The organism is Baaleninema sp., from assembly GCF_049974805.1.
In the GTDB taxonomy this organism is placed as follows: domain Bacteria; phylum Cyanobacteriota; class Cyanobacteriia; order Cyanobacteriales; family Geitlerinemataceae; genus Baaleninema.
This window is the reverse complement of record NZ_JBNGCO010000021.1, coordinates 22,062-48,500: the sequence shown is the minus strand read 5'-3', so window position 1 is coordinate 48,500 and position 26,439 is coordinate 22,062. Positions and strand designations below refer to the sequence as shown.

Sequence of the window (26,439 nt, the reverse complement as noted above, 5' to 3'; positions counted from 1 at the left end):
CTGGCGTCGGCGTTGGAGTGGGAACTGGCGTTGGAACTGGCGTTGGAACTGGCGTTGGCGTCGGAGTGGGAACTGGCGTTGGAACTGGTGTTGGAACTGGTGTTGGAACTGGTGTTGGCGTCGGAGTGGGAACGGGCGTTGGAACTGGCGTCGGCGTTGGAGTGGGAACTGGCGTTGGAACTGGCGTTGGAACTGGCGTCGGCGTCGGAGTGGGAACTGGCGTTGGAACGGGCGTTGGAACTGGCGTTGGCGTCGGAGTGGGAACTGGTGTTGGAACTGGTGTTGGAGTCGGCGTTGGAGGTAACGCTCCGATCGCATCAGCTTCCTTTTCTATCTCTCGACTATCTTCGGCGACATCGGAAGTCGAAGAGTCTGAAACCGTCGGTTTTGAAGTCGAAGCATTCTCAAAGGCGATCGATCTCTCCACAACCGAAATTTCGATCGCATCGTTTTCCAACCGATTCGACTGCGATCGCCTCGTCTCGAATCCAGCCAAACTGAGCCATCCCAACAAAACCCCGTGAATTCCCAACGACGCCACGCCGAGAACCATCCAAAACCGTAAAGATTCCCGAGACTCGCGCCGACGCCAGCGCACCCAGCGAGATTTTCGAGCCGTCGTAACGGTAAAAAGCACCACGGATATCACCCATCAAACACATTGCCATACCATTCCTTTACGGCGCTGCGTTCGATCGTTCCAGATATTTACTCAAAAACACCACAGTTATGGCGATCGCGCTCAAAATTCCCACCAACACCGCCGCTTCACCATCGTTCCCCATCTGCACCTTCTGATAAATCGCCATCGGCATCGTCTGCGTCACGCCGGGAATGTTCCCCGCCACCATCAACGTGGCCCCAAATTCCCCCAACGCACGACCGAAACTCAAAACAACCCCCGCTAAAATCCCTTTCCACGCCAGAGGCAACCACACCCGAAACAACACCTTCGCCGGGGACTGTCCCAGCGTAGACGCCGCTTTTAAATACACCGGATCGACACTTTCCAAAGCGGCTTTAGTCGTTTTCACCATTAACGGTAGAGCCACCACAGCCGCAGCGATCGCAGCCCCCTGCCAAGTAAACACCAGCGTCCATCCCGTCAGTTCGTACAAAACACCTCCGATCGATCCGTTGCGTCCGAGAAGCACTAACAACAGATATCCCACCACCACCGGCGGCAACACCAGCGGTAACGTGACGATCGCTTCAAGCCAATCTCGACCCGGAAAACGATATCGCGTTAGTAAATAACCGAGACTGCTGCCGATGACGGCCACAAATACCGTCGCGATCGCCGCCACCTGTAACGACAGACGTAGAGCATTTCCGATTTCGTTCATGGCTTTTTTGGGGTTTTATGTAAAGTTATGTAACGATTTCGGGTCGTTCCCGTAAAACTCGCCGATTTTTCCCGAGAGATTAGTGGGGGGGAGTTTCTGGGTCGTGTATCGACGATGTCGAAGCCTGGGTTCGCCGTCGTCATACCTCTCCCCCCCCTTTTCTTCAGCGAACCGTTGCCAAGAGTGCCTGACTTGAAAAATCGGGTGTCGAACCGGAGACCGAGAACTACTTACGCACCGCCAATGAGAATCCAAGTCCGGCGAAGGGATTGTTACCGCCTCACGTACCAACATAGGAATTTTCACAATTGAGTTTGGAGTAACGGCGGCGCTCCTCTGATAGGCTTTAAGTTGTGAAAATCGATGCTCTCGTGAGGAGGTTGCTTTGGAACGGACGTTTGTGATGATTAAACCCGACGGCGTTCAACGTGGACTCGTGGGTGAGGTGATTCGTCGCTTTGAAGCCAAAGGCTTTACCCTGGTGGGTTTAAAGCTGATGGCGGTGAGCCAAGACCTCGCCGAACAGCATTATGACGTGCATAAAGAAAAGCCGTTCTTTAAAGGACTGGTGGAATTCATCACCTCGTCCCCCGTCGTGGCGATGGTTTGGGAAGGTGAGGGTGTCGTTGCTGGCGCCCGTAAGGTTATTGGTGCGACAAACCCCCTCACGGCCGAACCGGGTACGATTCGAGGCGATTTCGGCTTGAATATCGGTCGCAACCTCATTCACGGTTCCGATGCGGTGGAAACGGCCAACCGCGAAATCGCGCTGTGGTTCTCCGAAGACGAACTCGTAACTTGGAAGCCGACGATGATGCCCTGGCTTTACGAGTAACAGTTGGTTCTTGTTGATGAGATGAGGGGATGATGAGATGAGGGGATGAGGTGAAATCCTCTCTCCCTCTCCCCGGCTCCCCCTCTCCCTATTACTCGCTTTGAGTTTCTTCTTCTAGGGAAACTTCGGGATTGCGCTTCGAGAATCCCCAAACAAAAATGATGGCGATGGTGGAAATGAGCATCCACTGAGGCGGAACGATGTCGCTGTCGATCGATCTGACGAGAAGTCGCAAGCCCACTAAGCCAACGGTGAGATAGCCAGCGTCTTCGAGGTGAACGTATTCTTTCAGCCAGCGAATAAACAACCCTGCCATAAATCGCAGGGTAATCACGCCAATGGTACCGCCCATAATAACCAACCACAGGCGATCGGATACGGCGATCGCCGTGGTAACGCTATCGAGAGAAAATGCTAGATCCGTCAGGGCAATCACGGGAATGGCTTGCCAAAGGGAAGCGAATTGCGGACCGCGATGTCCGTCGTCTTCGGCTTCTTCTGAGGAAAAGTAACTGTAGACGAGCCATAGTAGATAGAGCGCCCCCGCCACTTCAAACTGCCAAAACTGGATGACCCATGTGGCGGCAAAAATAAGGGTGATTCTCAGCAGGTAGGCGACGAGCAACCCCAGGTTGAGGGCTTGGCGTTGGAGTTTTAAATCCTCCAGTCCGCTGGCGATCGAGGCCAGGGCAATGGCATTATCCGCCGACAAAACTGCTTCGAGGGCAATTAAAACCACTAAAATTAAAATCGCCTCGATTTCGAGATTGGGAGAGATGTCAATAAGTCGATCTAGCATTAAGAGTTAGTACCAGAACACCGCAAACAAACGACCGCAGGCTCGTGCTGGAACGACGGAACCTCGGAACAAACTTCTTCCCCTAACCATAGCGTTTTACTGGCCATCTGGGGAGGAGGCGTTTTCGGGAAGAGGGAAGAGGGGAAAGGAAAGAGAGGAACGCAGCCCTTGAGTATCTCGGGAGTTGTTCGAGCTAGTCTGCGTGCTGACTGCTTGCTGTTGTCGTTCCGCCTCGGCCGCAAATATTTCCCTGTGGGCAGTTCGGCTCGCTCCCGCGCCCTGTTGAGTTTTTTATCGGTTTTGTGAAATATTATTACATTTAGCGTCAAAACCGAGGACTTTGACCGAGAGTAGTGAACGATTGACTTGAACGCAAAGGAGTTTAATAGAATGCCTTTATCTGATGCTCAAGTGCTGACGGCACTGGTTATCGCCCTGATTCCGGGTATCTTGGCGTTCCGTCTGTCTACGGAACTGTATAAATAAGTCTGCTAGTCGTCTGTTAAGGTGGGGGTATCGGGATCGTCCGTTCCCCCCCCTTGCGTTGAGTGGGTTAAAGTTAAACTCCCAGCCTCGAGAAAACTTCAAAAAACTTTCCGGAGCGGGTTGCCAAAACGACGCAGTTTTGATTCGATCTCAGATACGTCTCGAATAAGTTTTGTCGCTGTTTCGTCTCACTCGCGCCGACCGTCGTATGAACGCTTCTCGCCCCGCTCCCGTCCGTTCGATCGCCTCTCAACGCCCTCGCCGTCCCCGTCGCCGCCCTTCGTCTAAAGCACGGGTCGATCGCGTGGCAGTTTGGGAAACGGGTTTGAAACTCGCTGTTGACGTGACGATTAGCCTCGGTGCCGTAGCTGCCTTGGTTCGCCTCGTTCCCAGTCACCTGACGAGTCGCGTCGAACTGCAAAAACTCGAGGCGGAAGTCGAAGCCACAGAGCAGCGTGTCGAGATTTTACAAGCTGAGTTCGGACGCTATTTCGATCCGCAACAGACGAAGGCGTTGATGCAAGAGGAAAGCCAGCTCGTCGATCCCCATCAGCGACGGGTCATTTGGACTGAGCCAAAAACTGAGCAGTCTAACCGGTAAATCCGACGAACAACACGGCGATCGCGCCGAGTCCTGCCAAAATCGTCAGGACGATTCCGGCGTTGGGACTTCCTTTCCAAGAGTAGTTTTTCTCGGACATAATGCCTCCTTATACAATTTGGCGTCTGCAAATCTGAGAGATTGCTCCTTTATATTTTAAGAAATTTTACAGAAACGGCCGGGTCAGGGTATCCTACGGCTCATCATCCCCTCACCTCATCATCTCCCGCTTGGGGCGGTGCGTAACGCGGTAAAACTACATTGAGCGGATTTGAGCGAGATTCGCCGCCCGCATCGCAGCCCCCTACCTCTATAAAAGGTGCGTGACGCGGTAAAACTACATTGAGCGGATTTCAGCAAGATTCGCCAGCCGCGTCACAGCCCCCTACCTCTGTTCGCTATGCCCAACCCTGCAAACTCGATCGCTCGGTTTTTCCAATTTTCCCGCTACGGCACCGATTGGCAAACCGAAACCCTGGCCGGAATCACCACCTTCATGACGATGGGGTACATCCTCGCCGTCAATCCCGATATTCTATCCAACGGTATTTTCCTGGCCGAACCGGGAGACTTGTTCGCTGAAATTGCCATCGCCACCGCCCTTTCTGCGGCGATCGCCACCCTCTTTATGGGTATCGTCGCGAAATATCCCTTCGCCCTCGCCCCCGGAATGGGTTTAAATGCCTTTTTCGCCTTCTCCGTCACCCTGGGAATGGGGATCGACTGGCGGGTGGTGTTGGCGGCGGTATTTCTTGAAGGTGTGATTTTTATTCTCCTGACTTGGGCGAACCTGCGCCGCTGGATTATCGACGCCATCCCCGGATGTTTGCGATCGGCCACCGCCACCGGAATCGGTTTGTTTCTCGCCTATATCGCCCTCTCTCGTTCTCCTGAAGATGGGGGCGCGGGCATTATCCTTGACGATGCCAACACCCTCACCCGTTTAGGGGATTTCAGCCAGCCAGAAACCCTATTGGCCGTCATAGGAATTCTCTTGACGGGGGCGTTTGTGGCCCGTCGCGTTACCGGGGCGTTACTCTGGGGCATTTTGGCGACGGCGGTGTTGGCATGGATTGCGGGGGTGACGCCTGCCCCGACGCAACTGTTCGCCTTACCCGAACTTCCCAAGGATTTGTGGGGTCAGGCGTTTGTGGGATTTTCGAGATTGGGAACGGTGAGTCTGAGTCAGTTTCTCTCGGTATTGTTCGCGTTGCTGTTCGTGGATTTGTTCGATACTGTGGGAACCCTGGCGGGGGTGAGTCTTCAGGCGGGATATCTCGATCGCCGAGGGGAACTGCCTCGGGCCAATCAAGCGTTTATGGCCGATGCAGTGGGAACCACTGTTGGCGCGATTCTGGGAACCTCTACCGTGACGACGTACATTGAATCGGCGGCTGGGGTGGCTGTGGGCGGACGCACGGGGTTCGCGTCGGTGGTGACGGCGGCGTTGTTTGCTTTGTCGGTGTTCTTTATTCCCCTGTTGGCGGCGATTCCCCCGTTTGCGACGGCACCGGCGTTGTTGGTGGTGGGGGTGTTGATGACGCAGAACGTGCGATCGATCCGTTGGGACGACCCGGCGGAGTCGATTCCGTCGTTTTTGACGATTTTCGTGATGCCTTTGAGTTTTTCCATCGCCGACGGCTTGGCGGTGGGATTTATCAGTTATCCGCTGATGAAAGCTTTTCAAGGGAAGTTTCGCGAAACCTCGATCGCCAGTTGGATTCTCGCAGCGGCGTTTCTGTTGAAATTTACCCTCGACGCCCGAGGCGCTCTTTAATTGTAGCATTTTAGTAACAACTTGTGTTACGCTACGAAGCGTTTGTGTTATCGCTTCGCACGAGTATCATGGCTTCGTTTCGGGATATCGTTCAATATTTCCGCCCCTACTGGGGGACTTCGACATGGAGTATGGTGGGAACGGGATTGTTTGAAACCATCGATCTCGCGGTTCCCTACGCCATCGGGCAAATTCTCAACGTTCTCTCGGGAGAGTCGATCGATCCCTTAATTCAACCTTTAACCTTAGCGGTGGCGAATTTATTCGGCGTCGCCGAGGGAAAAAGCCTCGAACTGGCGGTTTTAGTGGGCATTATTTTTATCATTGCCGTGGTTCGCGCCCCGATTCAACCTTGGGTGAGCGGTTGGTTTCACTGGGCGATCGCCCTCGATTCTCGACGCGACAACTCTCGAGAAGTTATCGCTCAAATCCTCAATTTACCTCTCGATTTTTACGATGAAAACAACCCCGGCCGCATCGCGGGGAGAGTAGCAAAAGGATTAGCCAACCATACTTGGACTTATCCTGAAATTGCCGGACAACTCGTTCCAAAATTGATGCGAGTTTTGGGAATTTTCATTGTAATTTGGTTTATCGAACCTTGGATTGCAGCAGTTTTCGCCCTGTCGTTTGGTGGGATTCTCTGGTTTAGTCTGCGAGATTTGCGATCGATTATTCGCCAAGAAGCAAAAATCGAACGGTATATGGAAAATACCGAAAGTCGTACCTCGGAGATTATTACAAACATTAAAACCGTCAAAGCTTTTGCCACAGAAGCCAACGAACTACAACGACAAAAACAACGGCTCGATCGCGAACATAAAGTCCTCATAAACCGCATTCACCGCCAATACGTTATCCTCGAAACTTGGCAAAAGACGATTATTCAAACTTCACTCTTCGGAATATTAGTCTTAAGCCTATGGGCGACGGTCAGCGGTAACATTTCCCTGGGGCATTTTATTACCACCTTTACCATTGCCAGTTACGCCTATTCCGAACTCGAACCCATTAGCGTCATTGCCGAACTCTTCGCCCGTCGATATACCTCGATGGTGCGATTTCACGAGTTTATGAAACGCCCGTCGGGGAAAGATGCAGCGAGTTTAATTCCCGAACCTCCCGCCGAAAATCCCTATCGGTTTACGGGGAAATTGGAATTTAACAACGTGACGTTTGGCTATAACAGCGATCGCCCGGTGTTGCAAGACATCGATTTTCTCATCGAACCCTATCAAACCGTCGCTCTCGTGGGGCGATCGGGTTCGGGGAAATCCACCCTCGTCAAACTGCTATTTCGCTACTTCGATCCCGACAGCGGACGCATTCTCATCGACGGCGAAGACATCCGCCACCTGGACATCGCCCGATATCGCCGACGACTGGCGATCGTTCACCAAGAAGTTGATATTTTCAACGGAACCCTGTTAGAAAACCTCATGTACGGCAACCCTCAAGCCACCTGGGAACAGGTTCAGTCCGCTTGTGAAATCGCCCGCGTCAATGAGTTTATCGACGAACTTCCCGATGGATTCTATACCGTCGTGGGAGAACGGGGGGTGCGGTTGTCTGGGGGACAGCGACAGCGCATCGGTATCGCCCGCGCCCTTATCGTCAATCCCGACGTTCTGGTGTTTGACGAAGCCACCTCCAGTTTAGATTACGAGTCGGAGCGATCGATCCAACAAGCGATGAAATCGATTTTCGGCACCCGAACGACGATCGTCATCGCGCACCGTCTGAGTACCGTTCGCGACGCGGACAAAATTATCGTCTTGGATAACGGACGCATTGCTGAAATTGGCAGTCACGCGGAACTGTTGCGAGGTGAGGGCTTGTACCGTCGCCTGCATGCTTTGTCTGAGGCGGGAGAGTTAGTAAATTGATAATTGATAATTGATACTTGACCATTGGCAATTGGTCGATCTCAAATCCAATTCTCAAAGTGGGATTTGGCGAGATAACGGGATTGTCGATCGCAGTTCTCGAAAGCCTGCCCTTGTGGGGATGTAACGAAATCGTCACTTTTATTTGTCAGGCTTGCCATAGTGACAACTGCACCGTCATTGACGAGGGCGCACCCGCTGCGCCCCTTCTCTGTTGAGAAGACTTTGGGATAGGTTGAGAGACAACTCTCGTTATCCAGTTCGGTATGAAAATTCTGTTAGTCGAAGACGACGATCGCATCGCCGGCGCCCTCGCCGAAGCCCTCACCGATCGCCATTACGTGGTTGAAACCGCAGCAGACGGACGGGCGGGACTCGATTTAGCCGAAGCCTTCGAGTACGACCTCATCGTACTCGATTTGATGCTGCCGGAACTCGACGGAATTAGCCTATGTCGGAAGTTGCGCGATCGCGGCGATCGAACCCCCATTCTCATGCTTACCGCCCGCGACAGCAGCAGCGACAAAGTCATCGGCTTAGACGCGGGGGCGGACGATTACGTGGTTAAACCTTTCGACTTACCGGAACTGCTGGCTCGGATTCGCGCCTTGTTGCGTCGGAGCAGCACCGCCGGAACGCCCTTGTTAACCTGGGAAAAATTACAACTCGACCCCAGTACCTTACAAGTTCAGTACGGCGAGGTTCCCCTCAACCTCACGCCCAAAGAATACGGTTTAGTGGAACTCTTCCTTCGCAATCCCGGCCGCGTCTTAACGCGAGATTTGATTCTCGAAAGACTTTGGTCTTTTGAAGGGGATATTCCCGGGGAAGATACCATCAAAGTTCACATGAGACGCCTGCGCCAAAAACTCCGGGCGGCGGGCGCTCCCAACGATCTCATCGAAACCCTGTACGGCCTTGGCTACCGACTCAACCCCAACCTCCAACCCCCAGTCTAACGCTCAGTTTAAAGCCCTGGGAACGCGCTTGTTACTGTCCTATTTAGCAGTGATGACGGCCATTCTCGGCATTTCTGGCGTTTCGATCTACCACCTGTTGGCGGGACGACTCCACCAACAACTTGACAGCCATTTACAACGACTGGCGCAAACTTCGGCGCGAACCCTCGGCGTCGTCCGCCATGAATATGAGGAACACCGAGAGAAACAGCAAAGCTACGACGGGAGCGACCCGGATTTACCGGAAAATTTGTCGGAATTGATGGCAAAATACCGGAAAGACGGAATTTTTGACGTTCCGTCAGAATATCCCCTTCCCGAGGCTCAAGGGGTCGAATGGTTCGACGATCGACGCCAGTTGATGATTCGCGAGGGTAATTTATTCCCCGATTGGGACATTTCTGCCTACATCCCCGACACTGGCTTGACAAAACACAAGAATTATGTTAAAAGCTACGCCATTCCAGTTTATGTAGAACAGAACGAGAAGCGTCAGTTAATCGGATACGTGCGGGCCAGCGAATCGACGGCAATTTTGGAGGCGGAGTTGCGGCGGTTGCAGTGGGGCTTGGGGATTGGGGGTCTGGTAGCCTTAGGACTGACGGCCATCGGGGGAACCTGGCTGACGCGGGAAGCCCTCAAACCGGTCGAATGCAGTTTCGATCGACTCAAACAGTTTACGGCGGATGCTTCCCACGAACTGCGATCGCCTCTCACCGCCATCAAAACCTCCGTGGCGGTGATGCAGACTCACCCGGAACGCATTCACCCCAACGATCGAAAAAAAGTCTCGGCCATCGCCAGCGCCGCCGATCAGATGTCGGAACTCGTGGAAGACTTGTTACTGTTGGCGCGGATTGACGATACCTCGATGTCCGAGTCCCTGGAACTGTTTCCCGTTCCTATAGACGAAGTCGTCGAAGACGCCCTCGATCGCGCGGCGATCGCAGCCGACGAAAAAAATATCCAACTACACTATCCCGACGCCAGCATCGAGAACGTCGAAGTCTGCGCCAACAGCGGACACCTGCGGCGACTCTTCGGCAACCTCATCGATAACGCGGTTCAATACACCCCGGAAGGGGGAACCGTCAGCGTGTCCATACAGCGTCAAACGGCATCGGTGGCGGTGACGATCGCCGACACCGGAATCGGCATCGCTCCAGAAGACTTATCTCGTGTATTCGATCGATTTTGGCGGGCGGACAAAGCGCGATCGCGCCGTCAAGGGGGGACGGGATTGGGACTGTCGATCGCCTGTACCATCGCCCATCGCTACGGCGGTATCATCACCGTCTCCAGTCAACTCGGCGTCGGAACCCGGTTTCGGGTCAAATTTCCCCTGGCCAGTGTCGAGCGCGAATCCGTGCGGCGTTTTACAGCATCGTAACTTTTAAGTTGTACAGTCATACCTGACTGACGCCCCGGCGAAGCCCTCGCTGTCGCACTGCCGCTCTTGTGGCGTCAGTCTTTTTGCCATTTGATGTTTTAAACTTTTTCAAACTCGATCGTGAACAATCGCACCTTTAAAACCTGGCACCGCAAACTCGCACCGATCGTTTTTCTGCCCTTATTCGTGACAGCCTTCACAGGAATGGGCTATCGTTTGGGAAAAAGTTGGTTCGGACTCTCCGACAACTTCGGCGAGTGGATGATGTATATTCACCAAGGCAGCTATCTCGGATCGCAATTACGATCCTTTTATGTCTTTCTCAACGGTTTGGGACTGGTTGGAATGGTGGTTAGCGGCATTGTCATGAGCGGTATCTTCCGAGGTCGCAGAACCACTTCCCCGAACGACTCGCCAACAGAAGAAAGTTAATCAAAGCACTCGCCTCGTTCGATCGATCCAATGGGATCTATAAGATTCGATCCATCAGAGTGTACTGGTTCGCCCCTCCCTACACGATTATCGACTGTGTTCGACCCATTCTTCAATCGAGAGTCAGATATTCTCGAAACGCGCCTGCACGGGACGAGATGCAGCGCGTTTTTGAGCGAGTTACTCACCAATAGCGGCCATTTCCTCGTCCTCAACTCCCTCTCCGAAATCGCCTTGATGGGGTGGGACGAGTATCTCTGGCAACCCGGACACTATATTATTCTGGCCGCAATGCTGACTCAAGCGGCCTATCTCTCTCGTGCCAAAGCCCATCGTTTTTGGGGAAACCTCATCGGTGCGGGAATGTATACCCTCGTGGAACTTCCCCTCGAAGGACTGGAATTTTTTCAAGAACCCAATCATATTGTCCTGGGAATCTTCGCCATCACCATCGCCAGTTTGCAAGGATTGCGCTTTCACTGGGCGACTCGAGTAGAACGTTGGATCGTTCCCCTCGAAAGTCTCACCCGCATGGGGATGTTTATTGCCCTGTACGTGGTATTGAAACTCAAATCCCAAGATCTTCCCATGACTTGGGACAACGTGAGGAACTTTAGCCATATCCCGCACCATCAGTTTCTCGTAGAAGCCTTGCTGTTTACCGGGTTGTTGGTGGGGATGCAAAGCCTGCAAGTTCTCTTACAACGGCGCAAACTGCAAGAAACCGCCGCCACGTTGCGAAATTTAGCCGAATGGGGAATGGGCGCTCACGCCGTCAAAACGGCCATGTTCGACCCCCAACAGTTGGGATTTCAACGGCGAGAACGGGCGATCGTGTTTATGGACGTGCGCGGTTTTACCCCCTGGTGCGAGTCCATTACCCCGGACGAAGTGGCAACGGTACTCAATCGCTATTACCGCGCCGTCGAACCCGCAGCCGCCCGGTTCCAACCGTTACGCATTGCTCTGACGGGGGACGAAGTGATGGCCATTTACGCCACCGCCCAACAAGCGGTGAATGCAGCCGTGGCCATGCAAAACGCAGCGCGATCGCTCTTAGCCGATTACAAACTCGGGGCCGGCTGTGCGGTTCACTACGGACCGGCCATCGAAGGCTTGTTCGGCGGCGAAGACGTGCGAACCTATACGGCTATCGGCGATGTGGTCAATACCGCCAAACGCTTGGAGGGGGCGACTCCCGCCCACGAAATCAGCCTCTCCGATGCGGTCTATCGCGCCTTAGACTGCCAAAGTGCGATCGAAGTCGCCCCTCGCCCTCCCATCGTCGCCAAGGGCAAAGCCGAACCGCTAAAGGCGTGGAAACTCCTGTCCTACGAAGTCGAAATTTCTCGCTACACTGACTGAGTGACGGGCGATCGATTTCAGGGAAACGGTATCGAAAATGGGGAGATAAGGACAATGCAACCATTGAAATTCATAGGCGTTCTGAGTGCCTGTGCGCTTCTGGTGATGGGAACCGCTGTAAAAGCTCAAGATTCCGAACCCACGGTCATCGAACGCTGGAACACCGTCGAAGGGAATTGGGAAAGCCAATATGAAGACTATTTTCGCAGCGAGTTGAGCGATCGATCCGTCTCCGCCGAAGAAATGGCCGCCGCCCTCGATCGCCTTTCCACAGACACCGGGCAAAACTCGGCGGTGTTGTACGTGATTCCCCAAGATACGGAACTGGAACTGATTTTAGTGACAGGGAACGCGCCCCCGCAACGGCGAATTTTGCCCGAAGTCGATCGCGAAACCCTACTGTCTACCGTTCGTCAGTTTGAAGCCGAACTCATCAACCCTCGCCGACGGCGTAGCGACGACTATCTCGACTTCGCCCAACAACTCGATGGCTGGATTGTCGAACCCCTGAAATCGACCCTGGAGGCACAACAAATCGAAACCCTCGTCTTCTGCTTGGGGGGCGGACTGCGGGCGATGCCCTTAGCCGCTCTCCACGACGGCGAAAAGTTTCTCGTCGAACGCTACAGCATCGGCCGCATTCCCGGCTTTAACCTGACGAAAGCCCAACCCACTGACTTACGCAACGGGCGAGTTTTAGCAATGGGGGCGTCCGAGTTCGACGATTTACCACCCCTTCCAGCGGTTCCTGTAGAATTAGCCTCGATCGTGCCGCGACTTTGGCCCGGTGCCACCTTTCTCGATCGCGAATTTACCCTCGATAACCTGCAACAGCAGCGACAAACGGGAGACTACGAAATCGTTCACCTGGCGACGCACGCCGCCTTCGTTCCCGGCGAACCGAGTCGATCGTATATTCAATTTTGGCAAGACCGACTTGCGATCGATCGCATGGCTCAACTGCAATGGCAAACCCCCGCCGTGGAACTGTTAGTCTTGAGTGCTTGTCAAACTGCCCTCGGCGATAAAGACGCTGAAATGGGATTTGCGGGAATTGCCATCCAATCGGGCATTCCCTCGGTGATTGCGACGTTATGGCCGGTGAGCGATCGCGGTACTCTAGCGGTCATGTCAGAATTTTACGCCAAATTGAAAACCGCCCCCACGAAAACAGAAGCCCTCCGACAAGCACAACTGGCGGCGATTCGCGGACAGTTGCGCGTGGAACCGCCAGAAGTCAGCGGACGACATCCCCCCGGAACCCTCGTTTTTCCCGAACTCCCAGAGGGCGATCGTCTCGATTTATCCCATCCTTATTATTGGTCGGGGTTTACCAACATCGGGAATGCCTGGTGAGGGTTCGATCGCTGCGATCGGGGTGATGAGGAGCTAGGGAGATACTGCTCGCTGCTCGCTACTGACTGTTCGCTGTAAAAGGGGGGACAGAATCGTTACAATAGCCGGAATGGGGGGTTTCAGTTGACAATCTGAGACCGTCGCGCCAGTATAAGTGATTAAATAACCATCAACGAATTTGTGGGGAGTATCCGTTTATGTGGACTGCGATTGTCGTTGGCATTATTGCGTTTATTTTCTCGAGTTTTGTCGAGTATTGGGTGCATCGCTTCATGCACAAGTGGGCGAAATTTGGCGAGCGTCACCGCGATCACCATCGCCGTAACGAAGGACAAGGCGTCGTTTGGGAATTTCGCGATTACGTCAAAGGCAGCTTTATCGCCATGCTCGCACCGTTTCTGATTTCTGTGGAAGTGGGAACCGGTTGGTTAGTAGGTGCGCTGATTTACGCGGCGTTTTCGGCTTACGCGCATCAACTTCAACACGAAAATCCCCAAAAATGCTTTTGGATGTCGATGCCCGTTCACTATGCCCATCATAAATATCAAATGTGGGACTATAATTTCGGGTTGGCCGTCGATTGGTGGGATTACGTTTTCGGAACCTATAAAAAGGTGGAATGTTTCACAGAAGAAGAACGCAGCCAACCCCAGGGCAGCTACTTACAGCTTCGTTGGTGGTAATGTTTCGCAATTTACCGATGGAAGTGTGACAGAAATTCGATCGTCTACTGCCCGATCGATGAATTTATGAAACATTTGGCGGTGAAGTGTTCGATTAATGCTATCTTGACAAAAAACTGTAGGACTTGCTGTCAAGGAGTGTTAATCGATGAGCTTGTTTCAAGACGCGAAAGACCACTTCATCGCCTCTCACCAACATCCCATCAACCAAGCATTGCATCACACGACGAACATCTTGGCGATTACCGCTGTGGTGATGTTGTTTTACGATTTCAGAATTAGCGTGTTCTGCTTGGTTGTCAGCCAAATTTTCGCCTGGGGCGGACACGCGGTGTTTGAGAAAAACAAACCGGCCTTTTTTAAATATCCTGGAATTACGATTCTGGCGTCCTTCGCCTGGTCGTTTGAAAACTGGTTCGGACTGCGCCAAATCTTAAAAATTGGCGATCGGAACGCCGCTTAATTTTGTTAAAACCGACAGCGATCGCGCAGAAGTTTGCCGTTAGAGAAAAAAATAGAGTTCGATCGAGTCGGTTCGAGGAACTCCATTTTTTCGTTTGATTTTTGAGCCAGAGTCACAGCAGCCTCACCTTGAAAATTTCAAAAAAATTGGCTTGTTATACAGTGAAAAATTCGTTATCTTCAGAGGCAGCTTTCTTTTAGAAACCTTCAATTCTGCAAAGATAGCGATTTTTTCGGATTCTTTTTCGGATTCATTCAATTCCATTTCATTGCCATCGTTTTATTCAGACCAAGGAATCATTCATGTACGACGGATTATTAGTCATTGACGCCGACGCGCACAAAGTCGAAAACCCGCTCATTTTGCGAGATTACGTCGAGCCGGAATATCGCGATCGCATCGGCATGATCGTCGATAGCCTGGGCGACCAACGAGCAAAAGTCGTAGACACCAACCCGGAAACCGGAAAAGCCGACTTCGTTCGCATCTTTCCCAAACCCCAAGGCTTCGGAAAAGGGGGCTTCCGCAACCTGCACCCCGACACCACCCTCGGCGCCATGTTCAACTCCCGCCGCATCGAGGACATGGACAAAGAAGGTATCGACATTCACGTGATTTACGGTACCTTCAACCTGACCTTTTCCAGCATCTTCGATAAAGACCTGGCCGTCGCCCTCTGCAAAGCCTATAACAACTACATGGCCGACGATTGCCGTCCCTGGAGCGATCGCCTCAAACCCATCGGCGTCGTTCCCCTGCAAGACGTAGAAGAAGCGGTCAAAGAAATGCACCGCTGCGTCAACGAACTGGGAATGGTGGGGGTCGCCACCTCCCCTAACATGCCGATTCCGCACCCGGCGGCACCGAACGCCTTCCCCGAAATCCGCTCCTGCAAACACATCAGCCACCCGGATTTCTATCCCATCCTGCAAGCCGCCGTTGACTTAGACATCGCCCTCGGCTTGCACGGCGGTCCCGGTTCCGACATGATCGGAGGTATCGCCGACCACATGGAAACCTTCGTTCTCAACCACATCTTCGTCCAGCGCAACCAACAACAAATGGCCATGGCGCGGATGGTGTTCGACGGTGCGTTTGAGAAATTCCCCACTCTGCGCGTCGGCTTCGTTGAAGGCGGTTGCGGTTGGGTTCCCGACTTGGCGCACTCCTTCCACGAACACTGGGAAAAACGCATTCGCGACTTCGACCCCAAAAACCCCTACCGTCCGTCCTTGAAAGAGGTCACTCAACTGATGGTGCAAGAACGGGGCAACAACAGCGTCAACATTATCAGCCAGGTGAAGAACCTCTTCGATATGTTGTGGACGCGGGATAAAGATCCCAAGAAAATCGAAGACGAAAGCCTGTACGAACATTACAACCTGCGTCACCGCGATCCGATGGAATATTTCGAGCGCGGTCAGGTTTTCGTTACTTTTGAATCCGACGATCCCGGGCCGGCGTATCTGGCGCAAGGACTGGGGGAAATCGGCAAACGCATCGCCTGTTTCTCTGGTGATTACGGACATTGGGACGGCGTGTTACACGATTGCGTCAAAGACGCTGCCACCGTGACGGATTACGATCGCGACCACTTGGCGCGGTTGCTTGGCGGTAACGCCCTCGACTTGTACGGCGATCGCTTGCGGAACTCGATTCCGGACTTCCAAGAAGCCACGGTTTCGGCATAACCGCCCACCCGTTCTCGTCATTTGATTCAACGAGAAAAACTCAGCAAGAACCCCAGTTTGTTTTAAAACTGGGGTTCTCTTATGAATTCTCGTTGTTATTTTTAAAGCTTGTTTGTTTTAGAAAATCCTCAGTCTTTCATTGAACCTCAAGAACGCTTAACTCAGTCCCCCTCCCAAATATGGTAACTCCCCCTGAGAGTTAACCATACAATGCAAAATCGCCCTCGACCGTTATCCATTCTTTAAACTTGTTGCTGAGTATCGGTCAGAAACAGGGATTCGCCTGAAATCGAACTGGGAACGTCTTCGCGAAAGCGACGGCGTCCGCTTCCCCGATGCGGTTCGAGATCGTCTTTCTGTTCGGTTTGAGCCGAGAGTAAGGCGCGACTGGCCATCTCTTCCGACAGATGGCTTTGGGGCTGGGCAGAATTCCAAACTAAACCCAATAGAAGCGCCGAAAGAAAAAGAGAAATACGCATATTTGGAGAATCTGTTTCAGGTGTGCTGCTACCTGTTACAGGTCTCCAAATCTGGCGTCAGGAAAATTTGAACCGAGATTGAAATTCCCGGCTCAATTTTGTCTCACAATTGGGTCTCAATTTCGGTCGATCGAGGCGGTCAACGTTCGGCGATCGATTCCACAAGCAACCAATTTCCCGCTACGTTAAACCGTCCCCACCCCGAAATGTTTTTTTTGTCGGGATAGGTTTGCAACAGCCGATCGATCGTCGGATGCAAGGTCACCACCCGCCAGGAACCTTCTGGCGTGACCAGTTCGTAATCTTGGCTGCCGCGACAGCGAAACTCTCCTGAAAAAGCATGTCCGTCTTTGGGAATCGGCGTCGGGGCGGGGGCGTTGGGAGACTGTCCGTTGAGGGGATACTCTTGCGGTCGATCGAGATAGTATTGTTGCCAGTGAAGCCAATCCGGTCGATCGGGCAAACTGTCGAACAGCGGCACTACCGCCGCCGCCTCTTTTTCTGTCAACAACGCCTCTTGTAACGCCCGCACGGGCAGTTCCCTCGGCTGACAGTTCCGTTCGATGCAGAGTGCCGCCGCCATCCCCGCCGCCTGTCCGATTCCCATGACGATCGGCTGTAGGCGGGTGCAGCCGTTGGCGATATGAGAGACGGAAATATTCTTCTCGCAGGCTAACAACCCATCGACTTCTGCCGGAATCAAACAGCGATAAGGCAGAGAAAACGGCGTTCCCGTCACCCGTCCGCCCCAACGCAGGGTTTTCGCGGCCACGGGAAAGGTTCGATCGAGATAGTGATGGTCGTTGGCGTAGTTGCCCACGGCGATCGATTCCACCACACCGTCCCACAGGGGTAAAGACGCTACGGTTCCCCCCGACATGGGCAATACATCCTGTTCCCGTACTGTCACCGCCCCCACCAGGCGGCGACTTTCTCGGAAATAGGGATAGAGTGCCAATCCCGATTCCTCGTGGGGGAAAATGCCTCCGGCGCAGCCGTACCGCCGTCCCAATTGCCGTTGTAGGAACCGGGCGAAACTCTGCGATCGCCATTTGGCCTCTTGCAGACAGTCCGCTCTCGCTTCGGCAGACTCCACTAAGCGATTTAACCCCTCGCCGTAGTCGTTGCCGCGATGGGGCCAGTTGAGCATGAAGCGTTTTCCGGGCAACCGTCCGTAACGGAGGAATTTTTTGACGCCGTAATCCGTCCAAGCCCCCACGAAGCGATCGGGCGTATCCAGGGGAGGCGCGTGAATTTCTGGGGCGGTGTTGCCTTTTCCGAAATCCTGTAAAATCGCCACCCAAGTCAGGGCTTGTACGGGATGCTGCTGCATCGCGTCGTCCAGGGTGTCCGGGGCGCTGGGTTCGCCGAATTCCGATTTCGTTTCCCATCCCCAGCGATAGGGAACTTCGCCGAGTTCGAGGAGGTCGCCGAGTTCGGTGCCGTCGAGGACGATTTTGGCTTCCACGCTAAAGTCTTCAAAGCGCACGCCAAAGATTCGATCGCCTTCCCGTCGCACTTCTTGGGGAACGCGCCCGGAAATCCATTTTAAATTCGGCAGTTTTTTCGCCCAATCTTGAAAAATGCGTTCGCCAATGCGGGGGTCGAAGGTAAAGAAACTCACCCAGGCGTTATCGAGTCCTCCGGGTTGTCGTTTGCGCAGTTCCCGCAAAAACGCCCCCCACAATCCTGTCTGAAAGGCGTGGAGTTCGTTGCCATCGGGGGCGCAGACGCCTGCGGCGGTCAGCATTCCTCCCAACCAGTTATATTCGCTGACGAGGAGGGTGTTGGCACCCCGTCGGGCGGCTTGGATGGCGGCGGCCGTTCCACCCGTTCCTCCGCCGACTACGAGAACGTCTACGCTGTAATAGTCTGAGGGTGACATAGCCAGAGATGCGAAAAGTTTGAAGTTGGGAGTGTTTGGAAGTGTGTTTAAAAGTATAATCGCAAAGGTTAAGTTAACCAAATTTATTTGTTTTTTTGAGCTTATATACGAACTAAATATCGGTTTTTTAATATAACAAAAAAGTCAGTTTTGCTAATTTTTTTAAAAATAAAAATTAAATTTTTAAGAGTTAACCACAGACACACAGAGGACAGAGAGAGAAAACAGAGACCCCCCAGTTTTTTTGAATACTGGGGGGAAGAGTTGGGGTTAGGTTTCCTGTTCTAACTGTTTGGATTCGGAATAGAAACTGGCAACGATCGCTACGGATAACCACCAGAGGATGTTAATTTGAGGGCGATACCAAACGGTATCGAAGAGGCCGTGGGCCATGAATCCCGCCATCGCGGACAGAGAAGCCATGAGCCAAAAGGCAGAGCGATCTCGAGTTTGACGCAAGCGTTGGATTTCGACGATGCCGCGATCGACGGTGACGAGTAACAGCCACAGGAAACAGAACAATCCGATAAATCCGGTTTCGACGGCGATTTCTAATAGCACTGAATAGGCACTCAATGCGGTATATTTCGGGCGCATAAATAGGGGATAGATTTTGTTGAAGGCGTCGTTGCCGGGTCCGATTCCGATGAGGGGTCGATCGCGAATCATATCGACGACCGCCGCCCAAACGTTAATGCGAAAATTGTTGCTGCTGTCTTCCCGTCCGGCGAAAATACTGGCGGCGCGATCGCGCAGGGTGGGAACGGAAACCACCGCCAACAGAACCACCAATACCGACGCAGCCAATACGCTGGGAATCGCCCATTTTCGCCACCGTTGGGGCAGTCGATCGATCCACCAATTCACCACAAACAGGGCAAATACGAACAACGCTGCTACAAAACCAATCCAACCGCCGCGACTGAGGGTCAACACCAACGCAGCGGAGTTGACCGCCACCATGGTCACCGCTAAGGCTTTCGCCGTCCAGCGTTGCCAGACGAACACCGCCGCGATGCTAAAGGCGACAGCGGGAATGAGATATCCTGCCAACAGGTTCGGATTGCCCAAATAACTGTAAATGCGGGTAGCTTCGGCGGTGGTGGACGAGGTATCCGTCCAGGTGGCTAGGGGTTCGACACCTACGCGGTACTGATGTAAGCCGTAGACGCTGACGGCGAGGGCGACGTGGAGATAAACGCCAATGACCCAATTTCTCAACTTCCGCAGGCGCAGAACCCGGGCGCAGAGGGCGAACAGCAGCAGGTACAGGGTGAGTTTGACCCATCCGTTAAAGGCGGCTTGACGGACTGGGGAGACTGTGGTGGCGATGGTGGCGACGCACCAGTACAACCCCACCAGCAGATGAATGGGAGTGATGCCGATGCGGGCGTCGTCCGAGAGCAGCAGCAACAGCAGAAACGCGGCGCAGGCGACGAGTAACACGCCGATGAGGGTGGTGGAGACGAACGGTGCCAGGGCGAAGAGAATACTTAACAACGCCGCCCCAAGCAGTTCGGCTTGCTGCATCAACCAACTGCTCGATCGCCAGTGTTGCAGCGAACCGAACAGGAGACGATAGAGATAACTCGATCCCTGCCACGCTTGGGGCGACCAATTCGCGAAGGTTACTTGATTCCAAATTGAAGCCATGTTTTTGACAGTCGAGACTTGTGAAAGTGGCTGGGGAAAGCCCGCGAAAATCCAAAAAAACCAGGTCGAGAGCGACCTGGTATCGTTATCGAAATCGAGGCAACCTCAATCCAAAAGACCGAACTAGGAGTTAGAGGTTTGCGTTGCCAGCATTTGTTTGAGTTTGGCCAGTTCGTCAGCCCAGCGGGGATCGGGTTGTGCGGAACCGGAATCCGAGCTGGAACTCCCACCGCGAGAGCGGTTGCTGCGACGGCTGGATTTGCCACCGCCACCACTGGAAGAGGAGGCAGCCGCCTCGGAACCTTCTTTACCTTTCTTGCGGGGCAAGGCTTTCTCGATTTTGATTTCGCTGTCTTTGAATTCTTTGCCGTTATAGGCTTCGATGATGCTATCGGCTTGTTCGTCGTTTTTGACGGTGACAAAACCGAAGCCGCGACATTTGCCCGTTTTCCGGTCGGTGATAACCTTCACGGACAGCATTTCACCAGCGTCTTGGAAAAAGTCTTGTAATTCTTGACGCTCGACATCTTTGGGCAAATTGCCAACGTAAAGACGGATAGACATGAATGTAAACCTCCAGAGTTAGAGAGATATTTAAGGAAGACAAGCACAGAGGCTCGCCTCTACGCTTAAAAAACGCGATCGCAGGTTGGGAAATCGATCGAATCGTGGATTTCCCGCTGCTTTAAGCTTCGAGTGTCCGAAACGCAGCGTACCGCGCTTTCCGACGAATCGCGTCGCCTCTGACGCTGACTCGAACGAAAAAGCTCCGCTCCGAAGCACGCGAACGAAATCTGTGGGTTGTGAAGAAACCTGTCCGGCAAGGCTTTTGTAGCGTAAAACTTCAGTCATGCGTGAGGCCTAAAGGCTGCGTCGGTACACTAAACGAGTAAACAAACTGCGATCGAAAGCCTGTTTTCGTGACTTTGACGGTCGAACCCCCGATTGTGTCGGAGCGAGTTAGCCAGTCAAAACCGAGAACGAATTTTAGACTTAGAAAACGCGCGACTTGGCAAATGGCGTCCGTTCCTATTGATAAAGCGATCGCGAATTGAAATCTCCTAAACGATCGATGTCGCTTGTTTGTTCGATAGCGCAGTTTGCTCCAACCTAAGCAAACCCTCCTCTACGGTATCACAGTCTCGACGGCAAATCGAGCCGGACGCCTAGATCGCAAACCGATCTTCTTCTTAAAAATCGAAGGTTAGGGTTTGACTGAGGACTCCAAACAAAGCGGTTAAGTATCATACGCAAGCGGCGTATCTTTTGGCAATAGCGAAACTGAATTTATGTCAAATCGAGATTTCAAACGTTAATAAATGTAACAAAGAAGAGATCGTAAGGCAAATCGCCCGCTTACAAGCCGCCGCGAACCAGGAGATACGCGCCCCAAACTGCCATCAGAATAGCGATAACGGTAGAGCGAATCGGATGTCCGTCCGGTGGCGTTTTCCCTTGGGGTGTCTGTAGAGTATCGATATCGATCCAGGGTATGGCGCCGCGACGAAACCATCCCGTGACCGTGACGGATCGATCGAGAAAATTTACGGGGCGCACCGGTTGCGGTAAAAAATTCCCCAAACTGCCAAACCGCGAACAATAGTGCAGGGGAATCGCTCCGTCGTCGGTGTGTAACGTCAAATCCTGACCCAGCCAATTCCCCGTCCCCGAACGTCCGACGAGGCGTCCGGAAACCTTCACCAACCGACTGTCTCCGGGGATCGATCGCCCGTCGCCGAACCACTGTCGCCAATTGGGTGCTGCTTCGAGACGAGAGAGTTTCAAATCAGGAAAATAGCCGTTAATCCGCAACAACGTCCCCATCGCAAACCCGGTCATAGCCAATCCCGCCAACAACCACCAACGATCTTCGTATATCCAGGTCAACACGCCGATATCGAACAGTTGAGCCACCCAACCCACCACCACGGGAACCAACGCCAACCCTACCCCGATAGCCGTGCCGAAAAACGGCGCACTCTGCACCAGAAACAGGGTTTGAAGTCGTCGCGTCGGTTTCATGGGGATGACGTCGCCCCACTCTAACTGAGGTTCCAAGTCCCAAAACTGCGCTACGCGGGTCAGTCGATAGAGCCGTTTTCCCAAGAGCGGATGGCTGCTGTTGAGGGCGAACCCATCGCTGTAGGGATTTTTCAACGCCCACGCCAACGCCGCTTCCGGTGCGATTTGAGGGTACAAACTCCCGAGAAACCGCGCTTGCTGGGTTCCCAACGGCGCCAACAACTCCCATCCTTCATAGAGATAGACTACATCGGGACGAGCGGCGAGATGTTCCGCCGTTCCCACCGACAGCGACAGCAAGGCGCGAGTCAAGCCGTTAGGATTTCCCGTGGCGTTCGCTACCTCAATGTCGCTGACGGTTTGACTGCGACGAGACAGAGCCAGCATGGGATATCGCAACAGCCCATACAAGCCGTAAGCCAGGGCGGAAACCGTTGCGACAGTCCAAAATCCCGTTCCCCAGAGAATCCAAAGCGGTAAGCGATCGCGATCGCGCTGCTGGCGGTCTCGCAACCTATCCCCCAACCGCGCCCCTTGCCAATAGAGGAGATAGGGAAGCTGTAAAAGCGCCACCAGCGCCGACAGAACCGCCAAATCCCCGCTTAAATTTCCGTGGTCGAGACGCACCACTTGCCCCATGACTAACGCCGCGATTTCGTCTTCTGAGAGGCGATCGAGCAAGCCCTGACTGACGACGATACGAGCAGTTTTCGGCAAATGACCGTAAGCGAAAATAACCGGCGCGGTGTCTGGCAACAGGCGAAACTCAGGAATCGGTAACTGACGTTTTTTACAAAACTGACGCACCGACTGCGCTGCTTCGGGGCTGAATTTCTTGAGTTTTCCCAACGAAAAGGGTTTACCCCCGTAGCCGAACCGCAATACCCCCTCTAGCCACCAAGGCGACACCGCAAACAGCAGCAACAAAAATCCGGCAATTTTCCCGGTGTGGTTGAGGTAAAACGCCTGTATCGGACGCCAAATCGAAAACGTATAGCGCACGAGAATTTCGTTCGTCGCCGTCATGACGCCGTGCAACAGCAAGCACAACAGTACGAACGTCGCCAGAACCGTCCCCAGTTCCAGCCAGCGCAACTGTGCCAAATTGGGCGATTTCAGCGGTTTCCAACTTCTGGCTCTCGGGGCGGTTCGTTCTTGCCAAGTGGCGGGGGGTTCTTTCGGCGTCTCGGGGGTTGCTGTGGATTCCCTCCCGGGAGCGTTCGCCGTGGCGGGCGTTTTGGCGGAAGGTTCGGGCGTTGGTGGCGGTTGAGGCGTTTCTTCTGGACTGTAGGCGATTTCTCGAGGTGTGGCGATGGGGGAATTGGGCGATGACGACGCGGTTTCCAGGGGTTCGAATCCCAATTGGCGAGGGGCGGATTTTTGATTGGGCGGGGTTTCGTCGGCGTCAAACGGCTCGAATCCCAATTCGCGAGGGGTAGAATCTTGGGGTTTGGCAGTTTCGTCCGTTTCAAACGGCTCGAATCCCAGGGGTTCCGGTTCGGCGGCGTCGGGGAAGCGTTTTGTCAGAACCTCGAGGGTTTGTTGCGCCCACTGCTGGACTTTGGGGTTTGGGGTTTGGCAGAGTTGACGACAGAGTTCGATGGCGTCTTTAGGGCGATGGCAATTGGCGTAAGCGTTGACGAGTCCCATCTGCGCCTGAGAGATTTCTTTAGGATGCGTCGAAACCTGACAAACTCGCTGTAACGGTTCGATCGCCCTATCGTACTGTTTGCGTTTGAGACTAGCCAAACCCGCTTTCAAGAGCGATCGAGTCGTCGTACTGGATTGGGAGCGATCGGCAGATGAGGACATATCAACACAAAAAATTCCCACCTCTCCCACGATAGCTTTCGTTCGTGCAGAGATGGGATTAGGAGGTGATGAGGGGATGATGAGATTATGAGGTGAGGAGATAATGAGGTGATAAGGTCAGGAGATAACAAAATCAGGTCAGGAGATAACGAGCTGAAGACAAAGTTCCCCATCATCCCCTCATCCCCTCATCCCCTCATCCCCTCTAGCGGGCGATTTCGCGGAAAATGACTTCGAGGATTTCCGTGGCACCTTGTTCCCGCAAGCGGTTCGCCAAGTTGACGCCTAGGGTTTCCGCGTCGGCGGGGCTTCCGGAAACAGAATCTTTGACGAGTTGCTTTCCGTCGAGACTCGCCACCATCCCCGTTAAGGTTAAGCGATCGCCCTCAATCGTGGTATTGACGCCGATGGGAACCTGACAACCGCCTTCGAGACTCCGCAAAAAGGCGCGTTCGGCGAGACAGCGTTGGGTGGTAGCAACGTCTTCAATGGCTTTGAGGAGTTCTAAAATCTCCGCATCCCCTTCACGACATTCAATCCCCAACGCCCCTTGTCCGACGGCGTGAAGCGACACTTCAGCGGGGATGATTTGATGAACGCGATCGCCCATTCCCAGCCGTTGCAACCCGGCCACGGCCAGAATAATGGCATCGTAATTCCCTTCGTCCAGTTTTGCCAGACGGGTGTTGAGGTTGCCCCGAATGTCTTTAAACTCCAAGTGGGGGTAATGGTGGCGCAGTTGTGCCAAGCGACGCAGAGACGAGGTTCCGACGACTGCACCTTCAGGAAGGGTGTCGAGTTGCTTGTCTTTATGCTTTTCGTGAACCACGAGGGCGTCGGCGGGGTTTTCCCGTTCCGTGACACACCCCAGCATCAAGCCTTCGGGGAGATTCGTCGGTAAGTCTTTGAGGGAGTGAACGGCGAAATCTGTCTCGCCAGCCAGCATTCCCACTTCTAGTTCTTTGGTAAACAATCCCTTATCGCCGATTTTCGCTAAGGCGACATCGAGGATTTTGTCCCCCTGGGTACTCATGGTGTGGATTTCAAACTTGCGATCGGGGTAGCTCTCTTGCAGGCGATCGCGAACCCAGTGGGTTTGAACGAGTGCCAGTTGGCTTTTGCGAGAACCGATGCGAATCGTTCGGGCTTCAGCAGAAACAGAGGAGGTCATGGAACGGTTACTGAAAACTTTTCATTATACACAGACCCGATCTAGAATACCGCACTCGGGTTGAGATGAGGGGATGAGGGGATGAGAGTACGATTGTATAATGGGGTGTCTTCTCAGGGTCGTGTTCTTTTTTCCTCTCGTTAGCTGTGGATAACTTGTCCGATCGACTTCTCAACAGCCTGCAAACTACTCTAGCTGAGCGGTGGCAAAGTTGGGCGTCCGAACATGGGTTCGCGTCGTGGTGTCTCAGCCATCCGTTTTGGACACTTGGTTTGCTTTTCGTGGTTCTGGTGTTGTTTGCGGGATTGGTGCAAGCCTTGGGACGGGCGATCGAGCAATTTTGGCTCAAATTGGCACAACTTCCCATTTTGCTGTTTCGGTTGGCGTGGCGTCGATCGACCGCGTTAACGATGGATTTATTGCAGGAAGAGAAAGCCAAGAAGCGATCGGAAATTTTGACGAGATTGGCAGAATTGAGAACAGAAGAACAACAGCTTCTCGAAGAATTGCAACGCTGGCTTTAATTCAATAAAATAATTCAATCAAAAATAATTTGAATTTTACGCAGAACCCCCCGGTTTTGACAAAATTACGTTATTTTAGCGCGAAATCCAAAATAAAAAATAATTTTAATTTTATTTTTTTAGTCTAAAATCTTGTTGCAAAAAAATAATTTACAACAATAAAAACATCGCATTTCACCGAAAAATCCTCGGTGTCTTCTATATATCTGTGTTGAAACAACCATTTCACCGAGAACGGGAATTTCTGCACGTCAGTTGACCCCAGCTTCTCTATCGCTACACCCCATCGACTTGGCAAAATCCATCGATCGCCGTTTCCCTTCCCCGCTAACTTTGCCATAATTCCAAAAAGACCACGATAAGCGATCGCAACTCATGGGAAAAACCAAAAACGTCCTCGGCCAACCGTTAGACCCCTGCTGCTTCTCCCCGCGCACGGGATTTTACCGAGATGGATTCTGCAACACCGGTCCCCAAGACTTAGGCGCTCACATCGTTTGCGCCCAAGTCACCGCCGAATTCCTCGACTATACCAAAGCTCAAGGAAACGACCTCAGTACACCCGTTCCGGCGTTTCACTTTCCGGGGTTGAAACCGGGCGATCGCTGGTGTTTGTGCGCCTTGCGCTGGAAAGAAGCCCTCGATGCGGGCGTCGCGCCCCCTGTGGTGTTAGCCTCCACCCACGAAAACACCCTGGAAGTCGTTCCCTTAGAAGTCTTGCAGGAGTACGCCTTAGACGCGGAGGAAAGCGCCACCTGATTTTGGGGAACGGTCGATCGACAGTTTCAACGCCCCTGAGTACAATAGAAACCCTAGCGTTGGCG

General features: G+C 53.2%; 26 protein-coding genes. 17 read left to right on the top strand and 9 right to left on the bottom strand.

Features of this window, described 5'->3' with window-relative positions; translation table 11 throughout:
- Positions 1-501, top strand: a 501-nt coding sequence (locus ACP5D4_RS06425; RefSeq protein WP_428010802.1) for a hypothetical protein, incomplete at its 5' end; no start/stop codon positions are given.
- 176 nt (positions 502-677) lie between these two features.
- Here the strand turns inward: ACP5D4_RS06425 and modB are convergent.
- On the bottom strand, positions 678-1,346 hold the full coding sequence (modB, locus tag ACP5D4_RS06420; protein WP_428010801.1) for a molybdate ABC transporter permease subunit: 669 nt from the start codon (positions 1,344-1,346) through the stop codon (positions 678-680).
- Positions 1,347-1,731: 385 nt separating this feature from the next.
- On the opposite strand from modB, the gene ndk reads away from it, so the two are divergent.
- Positions 1,732-2,181 carry a nucleoside-diphosphate kinase gene (ndk, locus tag ACP5D4_RS06415; RefSeq protein ID WP_428010800.1) on the top strand — a complete coding sequence of 150 codons (450 nt, stop codon included), beginning with the start codon at positions 1,732-1,734 and terminating at the stop codon, positions 2,179-2,181.
- Positions 2,182-2,272: 91 nt separating this feature from the next.
- Here ndk and ACP5D4_RS06410 read toward each other — a convergent pair whose 3' ends face one another.
- Positions 2,273-2,980 carry a TerC family protein gene (locus tag ACP5D4_RS06410; RefSeq protein ID WP_428010799.1) on the bottom strand — a complete coding sequence of 236 codons (708 nt, stop codon included), beginning with the start codon at positions 2,978-2,980 and terminating at the stop codon, positions 2,273-2,275.
- A 390-nt stretch (positions 2,981-3,370) separates the two neighbouring features.
- Here ACP5D4_RS06410 and psaM point away from each other — a divergent pair, with 390 nt between their 5' ends.
- The 13 genes from psaM to ACP5D4_RS06345 all read left to right on the top strand — a co-directional run bounded on the left by psaM (position 3,371) and on the right by ACP5D4_RS06345 (position 16,069).
- Positions 3,371-3,466, top strand: coding sequence for a photosystem I reaction center subunit XII (gene psaM, locus ACP5D4_RS06405; protein ID WP_017661250.1), 96 nt, complete (start codon positions 3,371-3,373; stop codon positions 3,464-3,466).
- Positions 3,467-3,674: 208 nt separating this feature from the next.
- Positions 3,675-4,067, top strand: coding sequence for a hypothetical protein (locus ACP5D4_RS06400; protein ID WP_428010798.1), 393 nt, complete (start codon positions 3,675-3,677; stop codon positions 4,065-4,067).
- Positions 4,068-4,467: 400 nt separating this feature from the next.
- Positions 4,468-5,844 carry an NCS2 family permease gene (locus ACP5D4_RS06395; protein ID WP_428010797.1) on the top strand — a complete coding sequence of 459 codons (1,377 nt, stop codon included), beginning with the start codon at positions 4,468-4,470 and terminating at the stop codon, positions 5,842-5,844.
- Between the two features lie 68 nt (positions 5,845-5,912).
- Positions 5,913-7,730: an ABC transporter ATP-binding protein gene (locus ACP5D4_RS06390; protein ID WP_428010796.1), complete on the top strand. Its 1,818-nt coding sequence runs from the start codon at positions 5,913-5,915 to the stop codon at positions 7,728-7,730.
- A 17-nt stretch (positions 7,731-7,747) separates the two neighbouring features.
- Positions 7,748-7,948, top strand: coding sequence for a hypothetical protein (locus tag ACP5D4_RS06385; protein WP_428010795.1), 201 nt, complete (start codon positions 7,748-7,750; stop codon positions 7,946-7,948).
- A gap of 48 nt (positions 7,949-7,996) precedes the next feature.
- On the top strand, positions 7,997-8,689 hold the full coding sequence (locus ACP5D4_RS06380; RefSeq protein ID WP_428010794.1) for a response regulator transcription factor: 693 nt from the start codon (positions 7,997-7,999) through the stop codon (positions 8,687-8,689).
- Positions 8,649-10,079, top strand: a complete 1,431-nt coding sequence (locus tag ACP5D4_RS06375; protein ID WP_428010793.1) for a sensor histidine kinase — start codon at positions 8,649-8,651, stop codon at positions 10,077-10,079. The genes ACP5D4_RS06380 and ACP5D4_RS06375 overlap by 41 nt, the downstream gene beginning before the upstream one ends.
- Positions 10,080-10,199: 120 nt before the next feature.
- Positions 10,200-10,511, top strand: coding sequence for a hypothetical protein (locus ACP5D4_RS06370; RefSeq protein WP_428010792.1), 312 nt, complete (start codon positions 10,200-10,202; stop codon positions 10,509-10,511).
- A 96-nt stretch (positions 10,512-10,607) separates the two neighbouring features.
- Positions 10,608-11,876 (top strand): adenylate/guanylate cyclase domain-containing protein, encoded by a 1,269-nt coding sequence (locus tag ACP5D4_RS06365; protein ID WP_428010791.1) that lies wholly within the window; start codon positions 10,608-10,610, stop codon positions 11,874-11,876.
- A gap of 54 nt (positions 11,877-11,930) precedes the next feature.
- Positions 11,931-13,232: a CHAT domain-containing protein gene (locus ACP5D4_RS06360; protein ID WP_428010790.1), complete on the top strand. Its 1,302-nt coding sequence runs from the start codon at positions 11,931-11,933 to the stop codon at positions 13,230-13,232.
- A 197-nt stretch (positions 13,233-13,429) separates the two neighbouring features.
- Positions 13,430-13,915 (top strand): sterol desaturase family protein, encoded by a 486-nt coding sequence (locus tag ACP5D4_RS06355; RefSeq protein WP_428010789.1) that lies wholly within the window; start codon positions 13,430-13,432, stop codon positions 13,913-13,915.
- Positions 13,916-14,063: 148 nt separating this feature from the next.
- On the top strand, positions 14,064-14,378 hold the full coding sequence (locus tag ACP5D4_RS06350; RefSeq protein WP_428010788.1) for a DUF962 domain-containing protein: 315 nt from the start codon (positions 14,064-14,066) through the stop codon (positions 14,376-14,378).
- Positions 14,379-14,680: 302 nt separating this feature from the next.
- Entirely contained in the window at positions 14,681-16,069 is a 1,389-nt protein-coding gene (locus ACP5D4_RS06345) for an amidohydrolase family protein (RefSeq protein WP_428010787.1), read from the top strand.
- 242 nt (positions 16,070-16,311) lie between these two features.
- Here the strand turns inward: ACP5D4_RS06345 and patX are convergent, their stop codons facing one another.
- From patX to hemC, 7 genes are all read right to left on the bottom strand, one after another.
- Complete coding sequence (gene patX, locus ACP5D4_RS06340; protein ID WP_428010786.1) at positions 16,312-16,548, bottom strand: heterocyst-inhibiting protein PatX; 237 nt, start codon at positions 16,546-16,548, stop codon at positions 16,312-16,314.
- A 139-nt stretch (positions 16,549-16,687) separates the two neighbouring features.
- A complete protein-coding gene (locus tag ACP5D4_RS06335; protein ID WP_428010785.1) occupies positions 16,688-18,433 on the bottom strand; it encodes an FAD-dependent oxidoreductase in 1,746 nt (581 codons plus the stop codon).
- A 270-nt stretch (positions 18,434-18,703) separates the two neighbouring features.
- Positions 18,704-20,086, bottom strand: a complete 1,383-nt coding sequence (locus ACP5D4_RS06330) for an IctB family putative bicarbonate transporter (RefSeq protein WP_428010784.1) — start codon at positions 20,084-20,086, stop codon at positions 18,704-18,706.
- 123 nt (positions 20,087-20,209) lie between these two features.
- The gene (locus ACP5D4_RS06325; RefSeq protein ID WP_428010783.1) at positions 20,210-20,650 is read right to left on the bottom strand and encodes an RNA recognition motif domain-containing protein; all 441 of its coding nucleotides are present in this window, start codon (positions 20,648-20,650) and stop codon (positions 20,210-20,212) included.
- Positions 20,651-20,680: 30 nt separating this feature from the next.
- Complete coding sequence (locus ACP5D4_RS06320) at positions 20,681-20,938, bottom strand: hypothetical protein (protein ID WP_428010782.1); 258 nt, start codon at positions 20,936-20,938, stop codon at positions 20,681-20,683.
- Positions 20,939-21,442: 504 nt separating this feature from the next.
- Positions 21,443-23,920 (bottom strand): M48 family metallopeptidase, encoded by a 2,478-nt coding sequence (locus ACP5D4_RS06315; protein ID WP_428010781.1) that lies wholly within the window; start codon positions 23,918-23,920, stop codon positions 21,443-21,445.
- Positions 23,921-24,125: 205 nt separating this feature from the next.
- A complete protein-coding gene (hemC, locus tag ACP5D4_RS06310) occupies positions 24,126-25,091 on the bottom strand; it encodes a hydroxymethylbilane synthase (protein WP_428010780.1) in 966 nt (321 codons plus the stop codon).
- Between the two features lie 146 nt (positions 25,092-25,237).
- Here hemC and ACP5D4_RS06305 point away from each other — a divergent pair, with 146 nt between their 5' ends.
- Complete coding sequence (locus tag ACP5D4_RS06305) at positions 25,238-25,615, top strand: hypothetical protein (protein ID WP_428010779.1); 378 nt, start codon at positions 25,238-25,240, stop codon at positions 25,613-25,615.
- Positions 25,616-25,990: 375 nt separating this feature from the next.
- Positions 25,991-26,374 (top strand): DUF2237 family protein, encoded by a 384-nt coding sequence (locus ACP5D4_RS06300; RefSeq protein WP_428010778.1) that lies wholly within the window; start codon positions 25,991-25,993, stop codon positions 26,372-26,374.
- Positions 26,375-26,439: the final 65 nt, after the last annotated feature.

What these genes read in the sequence shown, in the direction of transcription:
- ACP5D4_RS06315 (WP_428010781.1), bottom strand. Translation starts at nt 23,920, where the DNA reads ATGTCCTCATCTGCCGATCGCTCCCAATCCAGTACGACGACTCGATCG.
- hemC (WP_428010780.1), bottom strand. Translation starts at nt 25,091, where the DNA reads ATGACCTCCTCTGTTTCTGCTGAAGCCCGAACGATTCGCATCGGTTCT.
- ACP5D4_RS06355 (WP_428010789.1), top strand. Translation starts at nt 13,430, where the DNA reads ATGTGGACTGCGATTGTCGTTGGCATTATTGCGTTTATTTTCTCGAGT.
- ACP5D4_RS06335 (WP_428010785.1), bottom strand. Translation starts at nt 18,433, where the DNA reads ATGTCACCCTCAGACTATTACAGCGTAGACGTTCTCGTAGTCGGCGGA.
- psaM (WP_017661250.1), top strand. Translation starts at nt 3,371, where the DNA reads ATGCCTTTATCTGATGCTCAAGTGCTGACGGCACTGGTTATCGCCCTG.
- ACP5D4_RS06395 (WP_428010797.1), top strand. Translation starts at nt 4,468, where the DNA reads ATGCCCAACCCTGCAAACTCGATCGCTCGGTTTTTCCAATTTTCCCGC.
- ACP5D4_RS06330 (WP_428010784.1), bottom strand. Translation starts at nt 20,086, where the DNA reads ATGGCTTCAATTTGGAATCAAGTAACCTTCGCGAATTGGTCGCCCCAA.
- ACP5D4_RS06360 (WP_428010790.1), top strand. Translation starts at nt 11,931, where the DNA reads ATGCAACCATTGAAATTCATAGGCGTTCTGAGTGCCTGTGCGCTTCTG.
- ACP5D4_RS06380 (WP_428010794.1), top strand. Translation starts at nt 7,997, where the DNA reads ATGAAAATTCTGTTAGTCGAAGACGACGATCGCATCGCCGGCGCCCTC.
- ACP5D4_RS06345 (WP_428010787.1), top strand. Translation starts at nt 14,681, where the DNA reads ATGTACGACGGATTATTAGTCATTGACGCCGACGCGCACAAAGTCGAA.
- ACP5D4_RS06400 (WP_428010798.1), top strand. Translation starts at nt 3,675, where the DNA reads ATGAACGCTTCTCGCCCCGCTCCCGTCCGTTCGATCGCCTCTCAACGC.
- patX (WP_428010786.1), bottom strand. Translation starts at nt 16,548, where the DNA reads ATGCGTATTTCTCTTTTTCTTTCGGCGCTTCTATTGGGTTTAGTTTGG.
- ACP5D4_RS06320 (WP_428010782.1), bottom strand. Translation starts at nt 20,938, where the DNA reads ATGACTGAAGTTTTACGCTACAAAAGCCTTGCCGGACAGGTTTCTTCA.
- ACP5D4_RS06350 (WP_428010788.1), top strand. Translation starts at nt 14,064, where the DNA reads ATGAGCTTGTTTCAAGACGCGAAAGACCACTTCATCGCCTCTCACCAA.
- ACP5D4_RS06300 (WP_428010778.1), top strand. Translation starts at nt 25,991, where the DNA reads ATGGGAAAAACCAAAAACGTCCTCGGCCAACCGTTAGACCCCTGCTGC.
- ACP5D4_RS06390 (WP_428010796.1), top strand. Translation starts at nt 5,913, where the DNA reads ATGGCTTCGTTTCGGGATATCGTTCAATATTTCCGCCCCTACTGGGGG.
- modB (WP_428010801.1), bottom strand. Translation starts at nt 1,346, where the DNA reads ATGAACGAAATCGGAAATGCTCTACGTCTGTCGTTACAGGTGGCGGCG.
- ACP5D4_RS06325 (WP_428010783.1), bottom strand. Translation starts at nt 20,650, where the DNA reads ATGTCTATCCGTCTTTACGTTGGCAATTTGCCCAAAGATGTCGAGCGT.
- ACP5D4_RS06410 (WP_428010799.1), bottom strand. Translation starts at nt 2,980, where the DNA reads ATGCTAGATCGACTTATTGACATCTCTCCCAATCTCGAAATCGAGGCG.